Annotated in this window: 20 protein-coding genes, 3 tRNA genes and 1 pseudogene; 16 read left to right on the top strand and 8 right to left on the bottom strand. The window is 59.8% G+C overall.

Going from position 1 to position 20,549, the window contains the following annotated elements:
• Positions 1–176: 176 nt before the first annotated feature.
• Entirely contained in the window at positions 177–998 is an 822-nt protein-coding gene (gene mazG / locus Q4481_RS17125; protein WP_304377623.1) for a nucleoside triphosphate pyrophosphohydrolase, read from the bottom strand.
• A gap of 5 nt (positions 999–1,003) precedes the next feature.
• Positions 1,004–1,603, bottom strand: coding sequence for a deaminase (locus Q4481_RS17120; protein WP_304377622.1), 600 nt, complete (start codon positions 1,601–1,603; stop codon positions 1,004–1,006).
• Positions 1,604–1,883: 280 nt separating this feature from the next.
• On the opposite strand from Q4481_RS17120, the gene cysG reads away from it, so the two are divergent.
• From cysG to Q4481_RS17095, 5 genes are all read left to right on the top strand, one after another.
• Positions 1,884–3,326, top strand: a complete 1,443-nt coding sequence (gene cysG / locus Q4481_RS17115; protein WP_304377621.1) for a siroheme synthase CysG — start codon at positions 1,884–1,886, stop codon at positions 3,324–3,326.
• Positions 3,323–3,622 (top strand): DUF2849 domain-containing protein, encoded by a 300-nt coding sequence (locus Q4481_RS17110; protein WP_304377620.1) that lies wholly within the window; start codon positions 3,323–3,325, stop codon positions 3,620–3,622. The genes cysG and Q4481_RS17110 overlap by 4 nt, the downstream gene beginning before the upstream one ends.
• A 14-nt stretch (positions 3,623–3,636) precedes the next feature.
• The gene (locus Q4481_RS17105) at positions 3,637–5,310 is read left to right on the top strand and encodes a nitrite/sulfite reductase (RefSeq protein WP_304377619.1); all 1,674 of its coding nucleotides are present in this window, start codon (positions 3,637–3,639) and stop codon (positions 5,308–5,310) included.
• Between the two features lie 11 nt (positions 5,311–5,321).
• Positions 5,322–5,831: a DUF934 domain-containing protein gene (locus Q4481_RS17100; RefSeq protein WP_304377618.1), complete on the top strand. Its 510-nt coding sequence runs from the start codon at positions 5,322–5,324 to the stop codon at positions 5,829–5,831.
• 219 nt (positions 5,832–6,050) lie between these two features.
• On the top strand, positions 6,051–6,860 hold the full coding sequence (locus Q4481_RS17095; protein WP_304377617.1) for a ferredoxin--NADP reductase: 810 nt from the start codon (positions 6,051–6,053) through the stop codon (positions 6,858–6,860).
• A 78-nt stretch (positions 6,861–6,938) separates the two neighbouring features.
• On the opposite strand, the gene Q4481_RS17090 is transcribed toward Q4481_RS17095, so the two are convergent.
• Entirely contained in the window at positions 6,939–7,574 is a 636-nt protein-coding gene (locus tag Q4481_RS17090) for a GntR family transcriptional regulator (RefSeq protein ID WP_304377616.1), read from the bottom strand.
• 208 nt (positions 7,575–7,782) lie between these two features.
• Positions 7,783–8,556, bottom strand: a complete 774-nt coding sequence (locus Q4481_RS17085; RefSeq protein WP_304377615.1) for an NAD kinase — start codon at positions 8,554–8,556, stop codon at positions 7,783–7,785.
• 250 nt (positions 8,557–8,806) lie between these two features.
• On the opposite strand from Q4481_RS17085, the gene cobF reads away from it, so the two are divergent.
• From cobF to Q4481_RS17060, 5 genes are all read left to right on the top strand, one after another.
• Positions 8,807–9,580 (top strand): precorrin-6A synthase (deacetylating), encoded by a 774-nt coding sequence (gene cobF / locus Q4481_RS17080; protein WP_304377614.1) that lies wholly within the window; start codon positions 8,807–8,809, stop codon positions 9,578–9,580.
• 67 nt (positions 9,581–9,647) lie between these two features.
• Complete coding sequence (gene cobG, locus Q4481_RS17075; RefSeq protein ID WP_304377613.1) at positions 9,648–11,066, top strand: precorrin-3B synthase; 1,419 nt, start codon at positions 9,648–9,650, stop codon at positions 11,064–11,066.
• A complete protein-coding gene (locus Q4481_RS17070) occupies positions 11,063–11,695 on the top strand; it encodes a precorrin-8X methylmutase (RefSeq protein ID WP_304377612.1) in 633 nt (210 codons plus the stop codon). The genes cobG and Q4481_RS17070 overlap by 4 nt, the downstream gene beginning before the upstream one ends.
• Positions 11,692–12,429 (top strand): precorrin-2 C(20)-methyltransferase, encoded by a 738-nt coding sequence (locus Q4481_RS17065; RefSeq protein WP_304377611.1) that lies wholly within the window; start codon positions 11,692–11,694, stop codon positions 12,427–12,429. The genes Q4481_RS17070 and Q4481_RS17065 overlap by 4 nt, the downstream gene beginning before the upstream one ends.
• Positions 12,426–13,190 (top strand): precorrin-3B C(17)-methyltransferase, encoded by a 765-nt coding sequence (locus Q4481_RS17060; RefSeq protein WP_304377610.1) that lies wholly within the window; start codon positions 12,426–12,428, stop codon positions 13,188–13,190. The genes Q4481_RS17065 and Q4481_RS17060 overlap by 4 nt, the downstream gene beginning before the upstream one ends.
• On the opposite strand, the gene Q4481_RS17055 is transcribed toward Q4481_RS17060, so the two are convergent.
• On the bottom strand, positions 13,154–13,924 hold the full coding sequence (locus Q4481_RS17055) for a cobalt-precorrin-6A reductase (RefSeq protein ID WP_304377609.1): 771 nt from the start codon (positions 13,922–13,924) through the stop codon (positions 13,154–13,156). The genes Q4481_RS17060 and Q4481_RS17055 overlap by 37 nt on opposite strands.
• On the opposite strand from Q4481_RS17055, the gene cbiE reads away from it, so the two are divergent.
• Together cbiE and cobM are read left to right on the top strand one after the other, a co-directional pair.
• The gene (gene cbiE, locus Q4481_RS17050; RefSeq protein WP_304377608.1) at positions 13,923–15,200 is read left to right on the top strand and encodes a precorrin-6y C5,15-methyltransferase (decarboxylating) subunit CbiE; all 1,278 of its coding nucleotides are present in this window, start codon (positions 13,923–13,925) and stop codon (positions 15,198–15,200) included. The two genes, Q4481_RS17055 and cbiE, sit on opposite strands and share 2 nt — an antisense overlap.
• A gap of 2 nt (positions 15,201–15,202) precedes the next feature.
• Positions 15,203–15,964 carry a precorrin-4 C(11)-methyltransferase gene (gene cobM, locus Q4481_RS17045; RefSeq protein ID WP_304377607.1) on the top strand — a complete coding sequence of 254 codons (762 nt, stop codon included), beginning with the start codon at positions 15,203–15,205 and terminating at the stop codon, positions 15,962–15,964.
• Between the two features lie 617 nt (positions 15,965–16,581).
• Here the strand turns inward: cobM and Q4481_RS17040 are convergent.
• Positions 16,582–16,657, bottom strand: a tRNA-Thr gene (locus tag Q4481_RS17040).
• A gap of 98 nt (positions 16,658–16,755) precedes the next feature.
• Positions 16,756–17,673, bottom strand: a complete 918-nt coding sequence (locus Q4481_RS17035) for an alpha/beta hydrolase (protein WP_304377606.1) — start codon at positions 17,671–17,673, stop codon at positions 16,756–16,758.
• A gap of 183 nt (positions 17,674–17,856) precedes the next feature.
• On the opposite strand from Q4481_RS17035, the gene Q4481_RS17030 reads away from it, so the two are divergent.
• A complete protein-coding gene (locus Q4481_RS17030; RefSeq protein WP_304377605.1) occupies positions 17,857–18,843 on the top strand; it encodes a hypothetical protein in 987 nt (328 codons plus the stop codon).
• Between the two features lie 60 nt (positions 18,844–18,903).
• Here the strand turns inward: Q4481_RS17030 and rlmB are convergent, their stop codons facing one another.
• A complete protein-coding gene (gene rlmB / locus Q4481_RS17025) occupies positions 18,904–19,776 on the bottom strand; it encodes a 23S rRNA (guanosine(2251)-2'-O)-methyltransferase RlmB (RefSeq protein WP_304377604.1) in 873 nt (290 codons plus the stop codon).
• Positions 19,777–20,069: 293 nt separating this feature from the next.
• Between rlmB and Q4481_RS17020 the strand changes: the two genes are divergently transcribed.
• The 3 genes and pseudogenes from Q4481_RS17020 to Q4481_RS17010 all read left to right on the top strand — a co-directional run.
• A tRNA-Tyr gene (locus Q4481_RS17020) sits at positions 20,070–20,154 on the top strand.
• Positions 20,155–20,186: 32 nt separating this feature from the next.
• Positions 20,187–20,260: transfer RNA gene (locus Q4481_RS17015), tRNA-Gly, on the top strand.
• A gap of 212 nt (positions 20,261–20,472) precedes the next feature.
• Positions 20,473–20,549, top strand: a pseudogene (locus tag Q4481_RS17010) (GTP-binding protein); the annotation flags it as partial.

Here is a 20,549-nt window from a genome sequence, read left to right as displayed (position 1 = left end):
CACCCGTCTATTTGCCCGTTGGTACGGCTGTCGTGGCTGTAACGTACCCTCTCCGTCATGGCCGGGCCCGTCCCGACCATCTGCTGCCGCACAATCCGGATCGCAACGTCGCTTGTCTGGCGGGACTTGGCAGATCCTCGGCACAAGGCCGGGGATGACGAACCGAGGGAGGTCTCCTACTCGTCCGTCTTGGCCTCTTGCCAGAGCGCTTCCATCTCGTCGAGCGTTGCGTCGGCAAGCGAGGTGCCTTTTGCCGATAGCGCCCGCTCGATATGGCCAAAGCGGCGGCGGAATTTGGTGTTTGTCCCGCGAACAGCCATTTCCGGTTCCACGCCCGCATGGCGCCCGAGATTGACGGCGGCGAAGATCAGATCCCCAAGTTCATCGGCAATGCGGCCCTTGTCGCCGCTTGCGAGAGCCTGACGGAATTCGCCGATTTCCTCTTCGATCTTGTCGAGGATCGGTTCGGGTTCGGACCAGTCGAAGCCGACCTTGGCGGCCTGTTGCTGCAATTTCAGCGCCTCGACGAGCGCGGGCATGGCGCGCGGAACTGTGCCGAGATGGCCTTCCTTGAAATTCTCGCTCAGGCCCCGTCGGGCGCGCCGTTCTGCACGCTCCTTCTTTTCCTCGGCCTTGATCCTGTCCCACTGGGCCTTTACCGCATCGGGCGTATCGGCCTCCGAGCGGGCAAAGACATGCGGATGACGGCGGATCATTTTGGTCGTGATCGCATCCACAACATCGCCGAAGCCGAATTCGCCCTGTTCCTCGGCCATCCGGGCATGGAAGACCACTTGAAGGAGCAGGTCGCCGAGCTCTTCGCGAAGATCGTCGAGATCCTTGCGTTCGATCGCATCGGCCACCTCGTAGGCTTCCTCAAGCGTGTAGGGCTTGATGCTTTCGAAATCCTGTTCAAGATCCCATGGGCAGCCGGTCACCGGGGTCCGGAGAGCTGCCATGATCTCGATCAGGCGCGTGATATCCTTTGAGGGTTTCATGGCGCTCAGTTCAGCGGAATGGAATTGGCGTCCTTGGACGACTGGTAAAGGTTTGACAGTTCCGCATATTGCGCCTTGATCGCTTCGATGCGCGCCGCAAAACCGGCACGTTCCTCTGCCGTAGTCGTGGCCAGAAGATCGGCAATCCAGGCGCTGTGCCAGAAGGCATTATTGCGGCGGTAACCGCCTGGTTCGAGGCCGAACACTTCCTTGAGGATCTTCAGGTCATGCGGGATCGCGAAAGCATCACGGCTGTCCTCATGGCTGAAGAAATAGAAGAAATTGTCAAAGCCGGCCCAGGTGATTGCCGACATGCACATGGTGCAGGGTTCGTGCGTCGACAGAAAGATCAGATCCCTGGTGTCCGGCCGTTCTCCCAGCTCATAGAAACGCTTGAGCGCGTGGACCTCGCCATGCCAGAGCGGATTTTCGAGTTCGTTGTTGGTTTCGGCGATCACCAGCGAGAGATCGGATTTTCTCAGAAGGGCGGCTCCGAACACCTTGTTGCCAGCGGCAACGCCACGAGTCGTCAGCGGCAGGATGTCGTTTTCCATCACCGAAAGCAGGCGCGACAGAAGATCAGCGGGGGCGTGGTCGAAGTACATGCGGGCTCCGGAAAACAGCGGCGGGAGAGAGCATGTAAGCCGATGTCCCACCGGCTGAAAAGACGTCGAAAGTCGAAAAGGAAACAAAGCGGTGGAAGCACAGGCGGTTTTCCCCCAAATTGCGTTTTGCCAAGCAAGCGCCGGTGGTCGGGCGGATTTCCTCTTTTCCTGCGCATTCCGAGAAAAACAATATAGTCGTTTGGAGAAAGCCGGATTCCTGTTTCTTCATATTTGGCGATTTAAAGACGATAGTGCAGCATCTCCGCAATAGGGTTGCCCGATGAGCGTCCAGGACGAAAAGCTTTGCGTATTCCCGGCCTTTTTCAAGGTCGAGGGAAAGCGCGTCATTGTCGTCGGCAATGGTGAGGAAGCGCTGGCCAAGGTGCGGCTGCTTCTCAATACGCGCGCGCGCATTGGCCTGATTGCCGATCGACCCGAAGCGAACCTGATGTCTCTCGTCATCCAGCGCGATATCGATCACATCGCGCGCGCCTACGAGGCGGGATTGCTTGCCGATGCCGCGCTCGTGTTTGCCGCGACCGGTGATGCCGATACCGATCGTTCCATCGTCGAGGATGCGCGCACCTTCCGCATCCCGGCCAATGCGGTCGATCAACCGGAATGCTGCGATTTCTTCACGCCGGCGATCGTCAATCGCGCGCCTGTCGCGGTGGCCATCGGTACGGAAGGGGCCGGACCGGTGCTGGCGCAGATGATCCGGGCCCAGATCGATCAGTTGCTTTCGCCGTCTCTCGGCAGGCTGGCGCGACTGGCCATGCTTTATCGCGATGCCGTCGACAAGCTGTTGCCGCGCGGTGCTGCCCGGCGGATCTTCTGGCGCCGTTTCTTTTCCGGATCGGTTGCCGATTCCGTTGCAGGTGGTGATCTCTCCGATGCTCGTCGCAATGCGACAAAGCTTCTGAAATCCATGGATGCCGTGGAAGGTCGCATCTGGCTGGTCGGGGCCGGGCCGGGGGCCGAGGACCTTTTGACCCTTAGAGCCCAGCGCGTGATGATGGAGGCCGATGCGATCGTCTATGATGCGCTCGTGCCATCATCGATCGTCGATCTCGGACGTCGCGATGCCGAGCGCTTTGCAGTTGGAAAGCGCAAGGGCTGCCATTCCAAGTCGCAGGAAGAAATCAACGATCTGCTGGTTGCGCTTGGTCGCGCCGGCAAACGGGTCGTGCGTCTTAAGTCCGGTGATCCGCTCATCTTCGGCCGGGCCGGCGAGGAAATGACAGCCCTGCGCAATGCCGGCATTGCTTATGAAATCGTTCCGGGCATCACGTCGGCGCTTGCGGCTGCAGCCGATTTCGAGTTGCCGCTGACGTTGCGTGGCGTTTCGTCGTCGCTGGTTTTCACAACCGGCCACGACCTTTTTGGCGAAACCCTGCCGGACTGGGCCTCGCTTGCGATCTCCGGCGCCACCGTTGCCGTCTATATGGGACGCAGTGTGGCCGCTTCGGTGGCCGAGCGTCTGATCGCCGCCGGTCTTCCGGCTGAAACGCCGGTCGCCGTCGTCGAAAATGCGTCGCGACGCGAACGGCGCCGTCTGCATGGAACGCTGATGGATCTGCCGGGGCTTGCAGAACGCGTCGAGCTTGATGGTCCGGTGATGGTCATTATCGGCGAGGCGGTTGCCGGCGCCAATTTCGAACAGTCTTTGCCGCTCTCCCGCCAGAAGGAAGATGCGGTCGTACTTACGGGGAGCATGAAATGACTTTGCAGGTTCTGACGGCCAACCGGCTGACCGACGGTATCACCGTCTGGTATGCTGCTTCCGGCGATTGGAGCGAATCTTTCTCCGATGCCGAGATTGTGCGCAGCAAGGAAGATGCCGCGCGCCTGGAAGCCATCGGCAAGCAGGCCTATGCGGACAACTTCGTGCTCGACGTCAATCTCATCGACGTGGAGGAGGTCGACGGTCGCATTCGTCCGCAGCGGATGCGCGAACGCATTCGTGCGGAAGGCCCGTCGATCGATTACCTGCCGGCGAATGCCGGCACCGCAGCCTGAGGAATTGAAAAAGCATGTATCGCTACGATGAATTCGACCACGCCTTCGTCGCCTCCCGCGTCGCACAGTTTCGCGACCAGGTGGAGCGTCGCCTGAGCGGTGAAATCGCGGAAGAGGCCTTCCGTCCGCTCCGGTTGATGAATGGCGTCTATCTGCAGCTCCATGCCTATATGCTGCGGGTGGCCATTCCCTACGGTACACTCAACTCGCGACAGATGCGGATGCTGGCGCATATCGCGCGCAAGTATGACCGCGGTTACGGCCATTTCACCACCCGCCAGAACATTCAGTATAACTGGCCGCGCCTGAAGGACACGCCCGACATTCTGGCCGAACTCGCCAGCGTCGAGATGCATGCGATCCAGACGTCGGGCAACTGTATCCGCAATGTCACCGCCGATCATTTCGCCGGTGCCGCTGCGGATGAGGCTGCCGACCCGCGTCCCTATGCGGAAATCCTGCGCCAATGGTCGTCCGTCCATCCGGAATTCTCGTTCCTACCGCGCAAGTTCAAGATTGCCGTAACCGGTGCACCGCATGACCGTGCGGCCATCCAGGTGCATGATATCGGCCTGCATCTCAAGAAGAACGACAAGGGCGAACTCGGTTTCGACGTCTATGTCGGCGGCGGCCAGGGCCGCACCCCGATGATCGCCAAGAAGATTCGTGAATTCCTGCCGGAAGAGGATCTTCTCTCCTACATCACCGCCGTCATGCGCGTTTACAATCTTTATGGTCGCCGCGACAACAAGTACAAGGCCCGCATCAAGATCCTCGTTCACGAGACCGGCGTGGAAAAGCTCTCGGCCGAGATCGAGACCGAGTTCAATGCGCTCAAGAATTCCGAGCTGAAATTGCCGGAAGCCGATGTGGCCTCCATTGCAGCCTATTTTGCGCCGCCGTCGCTGCCGGCCCGCGCGGAAGGCTGGACAAATCTGGCTGCCTGGAAAAAGGCCGATCCGGCCTTTGCCCGCTGGGTCGACCAGAACGTGAAGCCGCACAAGCATCCGGATTACGGGATGGTGACGATTTCGCTGAAGCCGATCGGTGGCATCCCGGGTGACGCAACCGATGCGCAGATGGATCTGGTGGCCGATCTTGCCGAGGAATTTGCCTTCGATGAAATCCGCATCAGCCATGAGCAGAATATCATCCTGCCGCATGTGGCGCTGGCCGATCTCGAGCCGCTTTACCGCGCGCTGAAGCCGGCCGGTCTGGTGACCGCCAATTCCGACCTCATCACCGATATCATTGCCTGTCCCGGGCTCGATTACTGCGCGCTTGCCAATGCGCGTTCGATTCCGGTCGCCCAGGCGATTTCCGAACGTTTCGGTGCACCGGAACGCCAGGCAGAGATCGGCGAACTGAAGATCAAGATTTCGGGCTGCATCAATGCCTGCGGACACCACCATGTCGGCCATATCGGCCTGCTGGGTGTCGAAAAGAAGGGTGCGGAACTCTATCAGATCACGCTCGGCGGTTCGGCGGACGAGCATAGCTCGATCGGCGAGATCATCGGCCGCGGTTTCGAACCGGAAAAGGTCACCGATGCCGTCGAGGTGGTGGTCAACACCTATCTCGGTCTCAGGCTCTCGAAGGATGAAACCTTCCTCCAGGCCTATCGTCGCGTTGGCCCGCAGCCGTTCAAGGATGCGCTCTATGGCGGAAACACCGCCGAAGCCGCATAAGGAAGACAAGAATGACCAAGATTTGGAACGAAGCCGGGTTTGTCAGTGATGATCCCTGGGTGATCGAAAGCGACGAGGTTGAGGCAGGCCAGAACGAAAAGCCAATCCTGCCGCTCGCAAGCTTTCTGGAGCGGGCCGAGGCGGGCGAGAGCGGCCTTGGCGTTCTGATCGCACCGGCCGACAATGTGCGGGCGCTGCAGCCCCATCTCGACAAGATCGCTCTGGTGGCGCTGTCCTTTCCGGCCTTCAACGATGGTCGCGGCTTTTCGCACGCCTCGCTCCTGCGCACACAGCTTGGTTTTGACGGCGAGATCCGTGCGGTCGGCGATGTGCTGATAGACCAGATCCCGCTGATGCTCCGTTGCGGTATCTCCTCCTTCGCGGTGACCAATCCGGTGGCGATCCGCCGGCTGGGCGAGGGCAGGCTGCCCGGCATCGACCTGCATTACCAGCCCACGGCGCGCGATGCGGCCAATCCCGGTTCCTACAGCTGGCGTCGGGTTTCAGGCTCGGTCGCCTGAAATAGGAAAAACGCTATCTTTGGCGCCGGCTATTGATCATGATCAAGGCCGGCGCTTTTCTTTTCCGACATTTCACGCTAAGCGCTTTGCCACAGGAGGCGTAACCGGAATGCCTTTTCTGTTCCGGGCGCTGCGTTGGAATGTGATGCCTTCAAGTCGAGGGCACGCTGTATTATCAGCCTTGTTGACGATGACGAAGCCCAAGGGATCCGACCTTTCATGAACGCCCCAGCATTGAACACCGAAGCCTCCGCGTTGCCTGCAGGCGTCTATGCCGAAACCGTGACTGCGGTTCAGCACTATACCGACCGCCTGTTCCGTTTCCGGATGACGCGGCCTGCCGATTTCCGCTTCCGCTCGGGCGAGTTCGTGATGATCGGACTGATGGTCGACGGCAAACCGCTTTATCGCGCCTATTCGATTGCCAGCCCGGCTTGGGATGAAGAGCTCGAATTCTTCTCGATCAAGGTTTCGGATGGTCCGCTGACACAGCACCTGCAGAATCTCAAGGTCGGCGATACGGTGCTGATGCGCAAGAAATCGACCGGCACGCTGGTCAATGACGCGCTTCTGCCGGGAAAACGTCTTTATATGTTCTCGACCGGAACCGGCATCGCCCCCTTCGCCAGCCTGATCCGCGATCCGGAAACCTATGAGAAGTTCGAGGAAGTGGTGCTTTGCCATACCTGCCGCGAGGTGGCCGAACTGAAATACGGTTTCGATCTGATCGAGGAGATCAAGAACCACGAATTCCTGGCGGAAATCGTCGGCGACAAGCTCAAGCATTATGCGACCGTGACACGGGAAGATTATCCGTTCCAGGGCCGGATCACCGACAATATCCGTTCCGGCAAGATGTTTGCCGATCTCGGCGTGGCGCCGCTCGATCCGGCGGTTGATCGGGGCATGATCTGCGGTTCTGCTGCCATGCTCAAGGAAATCAAGCAGCTGCTTCTGGATGCCGGACTGACGGAAGGCGCCAACAACAAGCCGGCCGAATTCGTCATCGAGCGCGCATTCGTCGACTGACATTAGTTAGAACGAGGACGGATGGACCGGTCATTTCCCAAATGGCCGGTCTTTTCATTTTTTACGCCGGCCGTCGTGTCAGGCGATGACTTCCTGTTCCAGCATGGCGTCGAGCAATTCGGTCATCGACTTTTCGGCCTCGTCCCCGTGACCGTTCAGCAGTGCGCGGATGACACGCACATGCAGGCTGACGGATCGATCGAGCGACATTTCGTTGGCCGTGGCAAACCAGTAACGCCGGGAATGGGTCTGCAACGACGCCAAAGCTTGCGAAATGAAGGGATTGGGGCAGCATCGTTCCAGGATCTCATCAAACCGCTTGTCGGCGGCGAGAAACCCTTCGAGATCACCGGTCACCGAACATTCCGTCATCGCCTTGGCGCAATCGATGAGGGCATTACGCGCCTCGTCATCGATCGTGTCGGCGGTCTTGCGAACAGCGAGAGGTTCGAGCTGACGGCGTGCTTCGAGAATTTGCGCCGGCTGCCGTGGATCGAGTTCGGCAACCTGGAGCCCGGCGCGTGGCCGCACGGCGATCAGACCTTGCCATTCGAGTTTCTGGATCGCCTCGCGCACCGGCGTACGACCAAAACCGGCGAGCGCAATCAGCTGCTTTTCCGTCACCAGCGAACCGGGCGCCAGCTTGAGCGTCACGATGAGGCTTTCAAGGGCGAGATAGGCGAGGCGGCTTTGGGATTCCGTGCTGTCGCGCATGCTGGTTCCAGTCTGATATATCAGGTTGCGGTATGTCGCAAAATCGCCATCCAGATATCTGATATATCACGAATGTAACAAAGCAAGGGGGTAACCGCTTCCGCAGTGCAAAAACCGGACAATTTGTGTGGATTGCATGCGGAGATCCCGGTTCGTTCAGCGACGGTCCGGGCCTTTGGGTACATTCAGCATGGAAATTGGTGCCCCGTCAGTCGATAAACTGTTCGGCCAGGATACGGTCGGACCAGGAATGGTCGGGGTCCGAGAGGAGGCAGGCGGTTCTATCCAATGCCTGTGCGACGACGACTTTCAGCACGGACTTGACCTCGTTATGGTCGGCGACCGCGTTGACGGGGCGCTTTTCCGGTTCGAGGACCTGGATCTCCACCGTCACCCGATCGGGCAGCAACGCGCCACGCCAGCGGCGCGGGCGGAAGGGGCTAACCGGCGTCAGCGCCAGAAGCGGTGCCTCGAGCGGCAGGATCGGACCATGGGCCGAGAAATTGTAGGCAGTGGAGCCGGCAGGGGTCGACAAGAGAAGACCGTCGCAGGTCAGTTCCGGAAGCCGTTCCTTGCCATCGACCAGCACCCGCAGTTTGGCGGCCTGATAGGATTGCCGCAGCAGCGACACTTCGTTGATCGCATATTCGATACGCTCGTCGCCATTCTCGTCGATTGTCGTCATCCGCAGGGGATGGATGGCATTCTGTACCGCAGCCTCGATCCGCTCCACCAGACGGTCCGTCGAAAACTTGTTCATCAAGAAGCCGACCGAACCCCGGTTCATGCCATAGACGAGCTTGCCGCTGTTGGTCGTGTCGTGCAGCGTCTGCAGCATGAAACCATCACCGCCGAGGGCGACGATCACATCGGCTGCTGCATAATCGACATGGCGATAGAGAGCCTCGAGTTCGGCAAGTGCCTGTTGAGCATCCGGTGCATTCGACGCCATGAAGGCGAGGGTGGGGGACGTACGTGTCATCAATCAACTGCCTGTCTTCGGGATCATAGTGCTACAGCAAATCAGGCCTAGCCAATAGGGCTTTGTTTACAGCAATTTGTCGGTTTGCTGGCAGAGGCAGGAAATTTCATTTGACGATCGATGGCGCAACAGGACAAGCAACCCCTGATCCATCGGACTAGAACGGCGAGATCTGTCGGTCCGTGGCTGGGTAAGATAGGTTTATGTCCGGGAGCAACGACCGGATCGGTTATCGGGTGGAAGGGCCAACATGCGCAAGATCCTCGTCATCGGCATCGGAACCGGCAATCCCGAACATATGACGGTGCAGGCGATCAATGCGCTCAACCGGGCCGATGTCATCTTCATTCCGACCAAAGGGGCGCAGAAATCGGATCTCGCCGAAATCCGTCGTGAGATTGTTGGTCGTTATTCGACACGTCCCGGGCAAAGGTCAATCGAGTTTTCGCTTCCCAAGCGCAATGCGGCCGATCCCAGCTATGTGCGCGGCGTCGATGACTGGCATGCGGCGATATCGGCAATCTACAGCCGTCTCTTTGCTGAGGAACTGCAGGCCGATGGCACCGGGGCCTTTCTCGTCTGGGGCGATCCGATGCTCTATGATTCGACCATCCGCATTCTCGAAAGGGTGCGATTGGCCGGCGACATCGCCTTCGAGATCGAAGTCTTTCCGGGCATCACATCCATTCAGGCGCTGTGCGCCACTCATCGCATCCCGCTCAACCTGGTCGGAAAGCCGGTGGAAATCACGACCGGGCGCCGGTTGGTCGAGACCTTCCCAGCCAGGAGCGAATCCGCGATCGTGATGCTGGATGGCGAACAGGCCTTCGCGAAGATCGATGATCCCGAAGCCGAAATCTTCTGGGGTGCTTATCTCGGAACACCGGACGAGATTGCCATATCCGGTCGGCTCAAGGATGTGGCCGATGAAATCCTGCGCAAACGGGCCGAAGCCCGCGCAAGGCATGGCTGGATCATGGATATTTATCTGATGCGCAAGGGTGCCGATTTCGATGATGAATGAAAGTTGGCTTTCGGGCCGGAGCGGTTGATTTCGCGCAAGGCGGAAAGGCGTGATAAGGAGAATGCCGGTGGCGGATGTTGCAACAGAGGATGATGCCACCATGTATCGGGCTGGAACTGACATGCAAATGCACTGGAACGCAGAGGCGCGGCCGGCGGTTCGACGCGGCGAATGCCCTACGCTCGGAAAGCCGATGCCGACCGGCGATGGTCTGTTGGCACGGCTGAGGACGCGCGATGGCGTTCTGACCCCGCCCCAGTTGCGGGCGCTGGCGCTTGCTGCACAAGAGCATGGAAACGGCATCGTGGAGGTGACAGCGCGCGGCAGCCTGCAGATCCGTGGCGTCCGCGAAGAGACGATTGTGCCGCTGGAACGGTCGTTGAAGGAAGCCGGCATCGAGGCCTTGCCGGGCATTGCGATTGAAGTCGGTCCCTTGAGCGGTCTCGATGCTGACGAATTCACCGACATGCGACCGATCGCAGAGGACCTGCGTGCCGCCATCGCCGATCACGAGCCGCTGCTTGTTCTCGCGCCGAAACTGTCGATCACGCTCGATGGCGGTGGCCGCTATCATCTCGGCGATGTCGCCTCCGACATCAAGATTGCGGCCTATCGCGACAGCGGGGGGCAAATCCGGCATCTGATGTCCGTCGGCGGTGACAACCGGACCGCCTGTCGGCTTGCCATCCTGGAAGAGCGCCAGATCGTCTCCAGCATCATGGCACTGCTCGCATTCATGGCGTCGCGCGGTCCCTCGACGCGCGGCAAGGAACTGGATGCGGCCATGCTCGCCGATCTTTTCCATCCGGATGCGTCGCTTGTCCGTGTCGAATTGCCGACACAATCGCCGGCGCCGGCGGGCAGGGTGGCGACCGACGCAAAGGATGCGGTTCTCGGCCTCGTTCTGCCCTATTGCCAGATCGATTCGACTTCGCTCGCGACACTTGCGGACCGACTGATCGAAATTGATGCGGGCGAACTCCGTTTTGCGCCAAAGCATGGTTTCTTCGTCACCGGTCTTGAAAAAGAAAAGGTGGAAGACGTTGCTACCCTGGCGACTACGCTTGGATTCTGGCTCGATCCCAAGGATCCGCGACAGTCGATCGCGCTCTGTGTCGGCGCGCGCGGATGCGCATCTGCCTTTTATGATACGCACGAAGTTGCAGACAGCGTGCTCAGGCATGCGCAGGGTCTTCTCGATGGGTCGCTGACGTTGCATCTGTCCGGATGCGCCAAGGGATGCGCGCATCCTTCGCGCAGTGCTCTGGCGCTCGTCGGTACGCCGACAGGCTATGGGCTTGTCGTAAACGGCGCAGCTTCGTCGCCTCCCGAACGCTACCTTGTCGCATCTGAGCTGAATTCGGCGCTGGAAGGACTTGCATCTTTGGCAATGCCTTCTAATGAGACGGGACATACCGTTTGCGACCGCCTGATGAAGCTCGGAGCGCGACGGATCGCCGAAGCCCTGCTACTGGAAAAGACATGACCGACTACGACTACATCCGTGATGGCAATGCGATTTACGAAAAATCCTTTGCCATCATTCGTTCAGAAGCCGATCTCAGCCGTTTTTCGGAAGCTGAAGCGGATGTTGCCGTCAGGATGATCCATGCGGCCGGTTCGGTCGATGCCGTCCGCCATTTCGATTTCTCGCCGGATTTCGTTACGAGCGCGCGGGCGGCACTGGCTGCCGGCGCGCCGATCTTCTGTGATGCGCAGATGGTGGCGCATGGCGTTACCCATGCCCGGCTCCCGGCCGGCAACGAGGTGATCTGTACCCTGCGCGATCCGCGCACGGCAACCATCGCAGCCGAAATCGGCAACACCCGTTCGGCAGCCGCCTTGAAGCTCTGGGGCGAACGGATGGCGGGTGCGGTGGTGGCGATCGGCAATGCGCCGACGGCCCTGTTCTTCCTTCTGGAAATGCTGCGCGATGGAGCGCCGAAGCCGGCGGCAATCCTCGGGATGCCGGTGGGTTTCGTCGGCGCTGCAGAATCCAAGGATGCGCTGGCTGAAAACTCCTATGGCGTGCCCTGGGCGGTGGTGCGCGGTCGCCTTGGCGGCAGCGCGATGGCTGCGGCAGCGCTCAATTCTCTCGCGAGGCCGGGCCTGTGAGCGGCGGCGCTGTGGGACGCCTCATCGGCGTGGGAACCGGTCCGGGTGATCCCGAACTGCTGACCGTCAAGGCCGTCAAGGCCATCATGGAAACCGATGTGCTGGCCTATTTCGCCAAGGCCGGCCGGCGCGGCAATGGTCGCGCCATCGTTGATGAAATTGTCCGCGAAGGCACGATCGAACTGCCGCTCTATTATCCGGTCACCACCGAGATCGAGAAGGACGAGCAGGATTACATCAGCCAGATCGGCGATTTTTACGAGCAGTCGGCCAAGGCCGTTGCCGACCATCTGGAAGCGGGCCGCACGGTTGCCGTGCTCAGCGAAGGCGATCCGCTGTTCTATGGATCCTACATGCATCTTCATGTTCGGCTGGCGCACCGGTTCCCGACCGAGGTGATTCCGGGCGTAACGGCCATGTCCGGCTGCTGGTCGCAGGCCGGCATCCCGATCGTGCAGGGGGACGATGTGCTGAGCGTGCTTCCCGGTACACTGTCAGAGGCCGAACTCGGCCGCAAGCTTGCCGATACCGAAGCCGCGGTGATCATGAAAGTCGGCCGCAATCTGCCCAAGATCCGGCGTGCGCTCGCAAAGACCGGCCGCATCAACGATGCCTTCTATGTCGAGCGTGGCACAATGAGCAACACCGACATGCGACGGCTGATCGACAAGGCTGACGATGTGGCGCCCTATTTCTCGATCGTTCTCGTGCCCGGCTGGAAGGCCAAGCCATGACGGGGACGCTCTATGTGATCGGTACCGGGCCCGGCAATCCGGATCAGATGACGCCGGAAGCGCGCCACGCCGTGGAACGCGCCCGCGAGTTTTTCGGCTATTTCCCCTATCTCGACCGCCTATCCCTGCGCAGTGACCAGATCAAGGTGGCGTCTGACAATCGCGAGGAACTCGACCGCGCGAGTGCGGCCTTGAAGAGGGCGTCCGAAGGGATCGATGTTGCCGTCGTATCCGGCGGTGATCCGGGCGTCTTTGCCATGGCGGCTGCGGTCTGTGAAGCGATCGACCGCGGGCCGGAAGAATGGAAGGCGGTTGAGCTCGTCATTCTGCCCGGCGTCACGGCCATGCTTTCGGTCGCGGCCCGGATCGGCGCGCCGCTCGGACATGATTTTTGCGCACTATCGCTTTCTGACAATCTCAAGCCCTGGGACCTGATCGAACGTCGCCTGCAACTGGCGGCGCAAGCCGGTTTCGTGATGGCCTTCTACAATCCGATCAGCAAGGCGCGGCCCTGGCAGTTGGGCAAGGCTTTCGATGTGCTGCGGGCGGAACTGCCCGGATCCGTGCCGGTTGTGTTTGGCCGCGCCGCAGGCCGACCGGACGAGAGGATGCAGGTTGTTCCGCTGGCGGACGCCGACCCGGCGATGGCCGACATGGCGACCTGCATCATTGTCGGATCCGACCAGACCCGCATCATCAAGCGCGAGGGCAAGCCGGATCTCGTCTATACGCCCCGTTTCCATGACGGGGGAAAGGCGTGATCGATCAGGGCGAGGGCGGCTTCGGCGTCAGCGACGGTTTGAACGCCGGGCGGCGGTTGGCGCCCAATCATGATCACCTCAAGCCCCAGCGCTCGCGCGGCGGCAATCTTGCCATAGGTGGCCGATCCGCCCGAATCCTTGGTCACGACAACATCGATCCTCTCTCTGGAAAGCAGAGCCTCCTCGTCAGCCGGATCAAATGGGCCGCAAGCGAGAATGTAGCGGCAATCCGGAACAGTGAGCGGCGGATCGACAGGATCGACGCTGCGCACGAGGTAGGAATGTTGCGGAGCCGCAGAGAAGCGTGCCGCTTCCTGGCGGCCGATGGCGAGAAACACTCGACGTGGTGCCACACCAAGGGCATCGACCGCTTCCTCGACCGATCCCGTGATCGTCCAGCGGTCACCTTCAAGCCTGCTCCAGCCCGGACGGCAGAGAATGAAATGGCACACCCCGCTGCGCGCCGAGGCCGCTGCAGCGTTGGCCGAGATCCGGTTCGCGAACGGATGGGTGGCATCGATCAGAAGATCGATCCTTTCGTTTTCGATATAGGATACGAGTCCATCGACGCCGCCAAAGCCGCCAACGCGGGTCCGGACCGGCAACGGTCGCGGTTCGGCAGTGCGCCCGGCCAGCGACAGGGTCACATCGAGGTCGCTGCGACCGGCCAGCCGTTCGGCCAGGGCCCGCGCTTCGGTGGTGCCACCCAGAATGAGAATATGGGGCTTGTCCATGTCTGATGCCGATAGGAATGCAATGGTACCGGTGACAACGGACGCCGCCCCGCTCAGGTGGCTGACGATCATTGGCATCGGCGAGGATGGTATAGAGGGTCTTGGCAACGAGGCCAAGCGACGGATTGCCGAAGCCGAGTTCGTTTTCGGCGGCAGCCGCCATCTTTCGCTTGCAGCCGAACTCATTCGCGGGGAGGCCGAAGCCTGGCTTAGCCCGCTAGAGGGTTCGCTCGTCCGCATCGAATCGCTGCGCGGGCGCGGGGTCGTTGTTCTAGGTTCCGGCGATCCGTTTTATTACGGCATCGGCGCAACACTCAGCCGCCGCATTGCGGTAAGCGAAATGCTGTCACTGCCGGCGCCGTCCTCCTTTTCACTCGCTGCCTCGCGTCTCGGCTGGCCGCTGCAGGATTGCACAATCCTGTCTCTGCATGGACGGCCTATCGATCTCATCCGGCCGCATTTGCAACCCGGCAATCGCATTCTGGCGCTGACTTCGGATGAAAAGGGGCCGGTAGAACTTGCTTCTCTTCTGGTGGAAGCCGGTTTTCAGCAATCCCGCATCACGGTTCTCGAAGCACTCGGCGGCCCACAGGAAACGATCTCGGAACACTATGCCGAGCGCTTTTCCAAAGACCCTGTTCATTCGCTCAACATTTGCGCTGTCGAGGTCGTTGCGGCGTCGAATGCCCGGATCCTGACGCTCGCAAGCGGGCTGGACGACGTGCTGTTCGAGCATGATGGTCAAATTACCAAACGCGAAGTCCGGGCGCTGACGCTGTCCGCACTTGCGCCGCGAAAGGGCGAACGCCTGTGGGATATCGGCGGCGGTTCCGGTTCGATTTCGATCGAATGGATGTTGTGCGATTCCTCGTTAAAAGCGATTGCCATCGAATCGCATCCCGAGCGGGCGGCCAGAATAAAGCGCAATGCGGCGCGCTTTGGCGTTCCAGCGCTCGAGGTGGTGACCGGCTCGGCACCCGAAGCGCTCGCCGGCCTTGCCGAACCGGACGCGATCTTTGTCGGCGGCGGTGGCAGCGAGCCCAGCGTCATGACGGCTGCGATGGATGCACTCAAGCCGGGCGGCCGTCTGGTGGCCAATGCGGTGACGCTTGAAATGGAACGCGTGCTGCTCGATCTTCATTCGAGCCGCGGCGGCAGCCTCTGCCGCATCGATATCGCGCGCGCCTCACCGATCGGTGACATGACGGGCTGGCGGCCTGCCATGCCGATCACGCAATGGAGCTGGACCAAGCCGCTCCCCGGGAAGGAGATCTGACCATGACCGTTCATTTCATTGGCGCCGGGCCAGGCGCTGCCGATCTCATCACGCTTCGCGGCATGCGGCTTATCCAGTCCTGCCCGGTTTGCCTCTATGCGGGTTCGATCGTTTCACCCGAACTCCTGCAATATTGCCCGGAAGGTGCGCGGATCATCGATACGGCGCCGATGTCGCTCGATGAAATCGAGGCGGAATATGTGCGTGCGGCGGAAGCCGGCCAGGATGTTGCGCGGCTTCATTCCGGCGATCTCTCCGTCTGGAGTGCGGTTGCGGAACAAATCCGGCGGCTCGAGCGTCGCGGAATCAACTATACGATGACGCCGGGCGTGCCATCCTTTGCGGCCGCTGCGGCGGCCCTCGGGCGCGAACTCACCATCCCGGAAGTGGCGCAATCATTGGTTCTCACACGCGTATCGGGACGGGCGTCACCGATGCCCAACCGGGAAACGCTTGAAAATTTCGGCCAGACCGGAGCGACGCTCGCCGTTCATCTGGCGATCCATGCGCTTCCGCAGGTCGTGTCCGAACTGACGCCGCTCTATGGCGCCGATTGTCCGGTGGCGATCGTCGTCAAGGCGAGCTGGCCCGATGAACGCATCCTGCGCGGGACGCTCTCCGATATCGAAGCGAAGGTTGCCGCCGAGCCGATCGAGCGCACAGCGCTCATCTTCGTGGGTCCGGGTCTGGCTGCGGCCGATTTTCGCGAAAGCTCGCTTTATGATCCCGGCTATCAGCGACGTTTCCGCGGCCGCGGCGAATAACGCGGACGAAAGGCAAGAAAAAACCGCCGGAAGCGATTCCGGCGGGTTTTTTCGTGGCGAATGCAATCTGTTTACTGGTGGCAAAGAGCGCCGAACTGGCAGGTCGCCGGGTCGCGGCTGCTCAGCTCGAGGGCGGAAGCGCCAAATGTCAGGGCAACCATCGTCAGGAGCAAAACAAAAATGAACTTCACGGTCTTATCCTCATCTGCGTCTCCGGTTTGGTCGAACCGGGTGAATTCGTTTGTGAGGCGGTAAATCACGGATGGGCTTGGCGAAATTGTGACGCAGAATGGGTCTGAATTGGGCGTTCTCATGCGAGGGCGTTCAAAGAGGGCCTATCTGGCCGATGGAGCGATCTTGCGGCGACAGGGAGCCGGCGGCATGTCTGAAAATAAATCAATGGAATCATATACATAAAGAAATGGTCGATCGGGCTTTCGGCGTTGATCTTCCGTTAACCATAGGGTGAAGAACAGTCTGTTTCGGCACAATCACGTGCCGAAACGGCAAGATCTCTGTCCCAATCGAAATTGGGCATCTCGGTACGGCGATTTTCAGGAAAAAATGCAGGATGCGCCGCCAGAAACAGGGCGCGTCAGCATTCATGAAAGGAAGAGTGGTGCCCCCAGCAAGACTCGAACTCGCGACCCCCTGATTACAAATCAGGTGCTCTACCAACTGAGCTATAAGGGCACTCGCGGGACGAATTAGCAGATTTTCGCGGCCTGTAAAGAGAAGAAGTTGGAGTGGGCCTCTCTTTCCTGTGGGCCGGTGCCAGTTTCAGTCGCCTTTCAGAGCACGGATTCGATGAAGTTGTCGACGGTGCTGGAATAGGTTTGCGATACGCCGAGCTTGGCATTGATGTCGCTCGAACCGTAGCTTTGCTGCGATACCGTGACCGTGACACCCTGCTCTTGGGCGGCCTGTTTGAAGCTGCTGGCGCGGCTGCAGGTATTACTGGCGCTTGATTCTGAGCAGACGATGAGCATCGGCACGCCCGAGGACGCCACGAGATGGGTCGGGGAGGCATCTTCCCAGAACTCGACATTGGTTCCGAAGGCCGTGTCATAGTCGTTCGAGTGATCGGACTGCATGATCGAGGGAATGTTAAGGGCAGGGGTTTCAAGAACCACCGCACCCGCCCAGGGCGATGCACCCTGATCGCTTGCAAGGGAGGGATTGGATGACAGGAGTGCCGCAAGATGGCCGCCGGAGCCAGCGCCCATCAGAACGATCTTGGAGGCATTTCCGCCCCAGTTCGCCGCATTCTTCTGGATGCTGGCAATGCCGAGCGCGATATCGGCAGCCTGGATCAGCGGATCGGATTTCGGCAACAGGCGATAGTTGATCGAGACGAAGATATAGCCTTTCGCCACCCAGTAGCCAGCCTTGTCCTCAGCCACCGAATCATCCTGCTTGTCGCCCGACTGCCAGTTTCCACCATGGATCATGACGATGATCGGTGCCGAAGACCGGCTTGCCGGCAGGTAGACATCGTATTTCTGCGCATCATTGAGACCGTAGGGCACGTCGACATTGACGGTCGCGCCAGAGACACCGGAATAGCCGGAGCGGAAGGCGCTCGTCAGGCTGGAGGATTCGAAATCCAGAAGAGGGTTTGTGGAGGAAGCCTGCACAACGGCGCCCGATGCCATGAGGATCATTGTTGCCACAAGGGCCGTGCGTTTTAGCGGGGCGGCGATACGCATTTACATTCTCCGGATTGCGCGAAGCTCGGTGTTAGGCAAGAGTAGGCACGAGGGAATCCGCCTCGCAACCGGCACTTGGTGAAATGGTTGCATCGCGGTTTCCACCCACCAATTTCGGGAGGCCTTATGTATCATTTTGGGAATCCAAAGGTCACGATTGGCCTTTCCAGGCGGCTGACGACCATGGCTGCGGCTTGCCTTGCCGGCGCGCTCATCGCAAATCCCGCGCAGGCGCAGGAAGATTCGGACGCGGGCGATGATTCCGTCCGGCTGGTCTGCGACGACGGTTCAGAATTTGTCGCCCTCTTCGGCGAGCGGGATGTCGAGATTACACTTGCCGACGGAACCAAGATAAAGCTGCCGGAGAAGCCCGGCGGCGATGATGGTTTCCTCTTTACCAATGGCAAGATGCAGTTGAAGGGGGATGAGGAAAAGGTCCTGTGGATCGTCGGCAAGAAGGCGCCGGTCAACTGCCAGTTCGATCAGGGCCCGCAATATGCGCATTTCGATCAGCCGATCACGGTCGATTCGCAGGATCTGCCACCTGATTCGGCCAATCCGGATATGTCGCCGGTCGTCAGTTGCTACCGGTTTGCGGATTTCATGATCAAGGAAGTGGATCTTGGCGAGAAGGGGGCCGCCAAACTGGCGATCCTACCGCCCAAGGCCGCGTGCCAGAAGGATGATCCTGCCGAAAAACTGATCTCTGGCGACGAAGCGGGTTATTTCCTTGGCGCCAAGGGCAAATTCCTGTTCTTCCAGGCCGCAGATGGCTGGAATGGCGGACTGCCTTTCGCGGTCTATGATTCCCAATCGGCGAAACGTCTGTTCAGCGACAGTTTCGAGGGCGAGGATTTCGTCAATATCGTCACTGACGGGACGAAACTGACAATCGATTTCCGGCGCGTCCATACGGCAAGCTGCACCATGATGCCGGACAACGCCGCCTGTATTGACATGGTCAAGAAGGAAACCGGCCTCGGTGAGGGCATCGCGGTACCCGATTGCAAGGCAAGCTATGACGAGGAAATGAAGCGGACACCGGATTATGCCAAGGAGATCGGTGAACTGCCGAGTGTGATTTCCTACCAGGCCAAACTTGTTTTCGACGGAACCAAGGCGACCGTTACGCCGGAAGCTGGAGAGACCGCCTGCCGCGTGCCGGATTGATGTGCTCTGTCGGGTGCCGCCCTGGCGGCGCCCGACTGATTCCGGACTATGATCTCCTGCTCAGCGGGAGAGATACTGCCGCGCAGCGTAAAGCGAAATCGCAGCGGCATTCGATACATTCAACGACTTGATGGCGCCGGGCATGTCGAGCCTCGCGAGATCATTGCAGATCGTGCGCGTCTTCTGCCGCAGACCCTTTCCTTCGGCGCCCAGCACGAGCGCGATCTTGCTGCCGCTAAAGGTCTGCTCCAAGGGGGCTGGCCCTTCCGAATCAAGCCCGATGATCTGAAAACCAAGACGTTTCAGATCTTCCAGTGCATCGCCAAGATTGGTGATCTGGATATAGGGAATCATTTCGAGCGCGCCGGAGGCGGATTTTCCCATGACACCCGATTCGGTCGGCGAATGCCGTTCCGTCGTTACCACGGCGCCGGCGTCGAAAGCGACGGCCGAACGCAGGATGGCGCCGACATTGTGCGGATCGGTGACCTGATCGAGGACGAGCAAAAGCGGCCGGTCCTTGAGCGAATCGAGCTTGCGAACCGGCAAAGGCTTGCATTCGAGCAGGGCGCCCTGATGGATCGCATCCGGACCGACAATCATGTCGATTTCTTGCGGCGAGCGCATTTCGATGGCGAAAGGCAATCGCTCGATATGCGAAAGATCGAGTTTGGGCAGGGCGTTTCGCGTCACCAGAAGCTTGCGGATCACCCGTTGCGGGTTTTCGATCGCTGCCTTGACCGAATGGAGCCCATAAATATGGACCGTATCTTCGGCAAGCTTTGGCGGCGTCCAGTCATTCTTGCGACCCTGTTGCGGCTTTGCCGCGGAAAGGTTGCCATTTTCGCGCTTCTGATCGCGATGGGCGCGCCGCAGTTTGGCGTAGTGCGTGTCTTTCGGCGTCTTGGTCTTGTCCGGATCGTTCTTGCTCATCGCGATGGTCCCGTTTGCAACAGCGAAAGCGTCTCTGATGAACGCCGGTTTGACTGCAGCTTCTTGAAATGTCGCCTGTTTGTCGGGCCCGGGAAATCTCCGCGAGCGTATCAGGTGCTTAAAGCAGCCTATAGCCCTTAAGAGAGGCGGCGTCACGAGCGGCGCGAAAAAATGACTGAATATTTTTCGCTTTTCGTGTTGACAGGAAACGAGGGTCCGTCCATATAGCCGGCCCATGCCGACCGGCAAAAACGGTCGACAGCCTGGACCGCCCAAACGGTCAGGTACGGTAAGGAAGGGTGCCCGAGTGGTTAAAGGGGACGGACTGTAAATCCGTTGGCTCAGCCTACGTTGGTTCAAATCCAACCCCTTCCACCATCCGTACGAACAGGCAGGCTTCGAACCGGTTCGCGGGTATAGCTCAATGGTAGAGCAGCAGCCTTCCAAGCTGAATACGCGGGTTCGATTCCCGCTACCCGCTCCAAAGCCTCTCAATCAGCTTTAAAAAACACGCATAGAACCTTGTTTGTACGACGATTCGCGTCGACACAGCATCTATCGTGCCGCGGCGTTAGCCATTTCGCAGCAGGCAGAACAATTTTACTTGCGCTTGCCATCCGAAACCTCTAAACGGCAGCGCAATCCGGCCCAGTTCGCGGCTGGCAGGTATTATTTTGATCATGAGGAACCATTCACATGGCAAAGAGCAAGTTCGAGCGCACCAAGCCGCACGTGAACATCGGCACGATCGGCCACGTTGACCACGGCAAGAC

Origin of the sequence: Fluviirhizobium alvei (genome assembly GCF_030551875.1) — a bacterium.
Lineage (GTDB): Bacteria > Pseudomonadota > Alphaproteobacteria > Rhizobiales > Rhizobiaceae > Rhizobium_E > Rhizobium_E alvei.
Note: the sequence above shows the minus strand (reverse complement) of the source record. Positions and strands in the feature narration are given on the sequence as shown.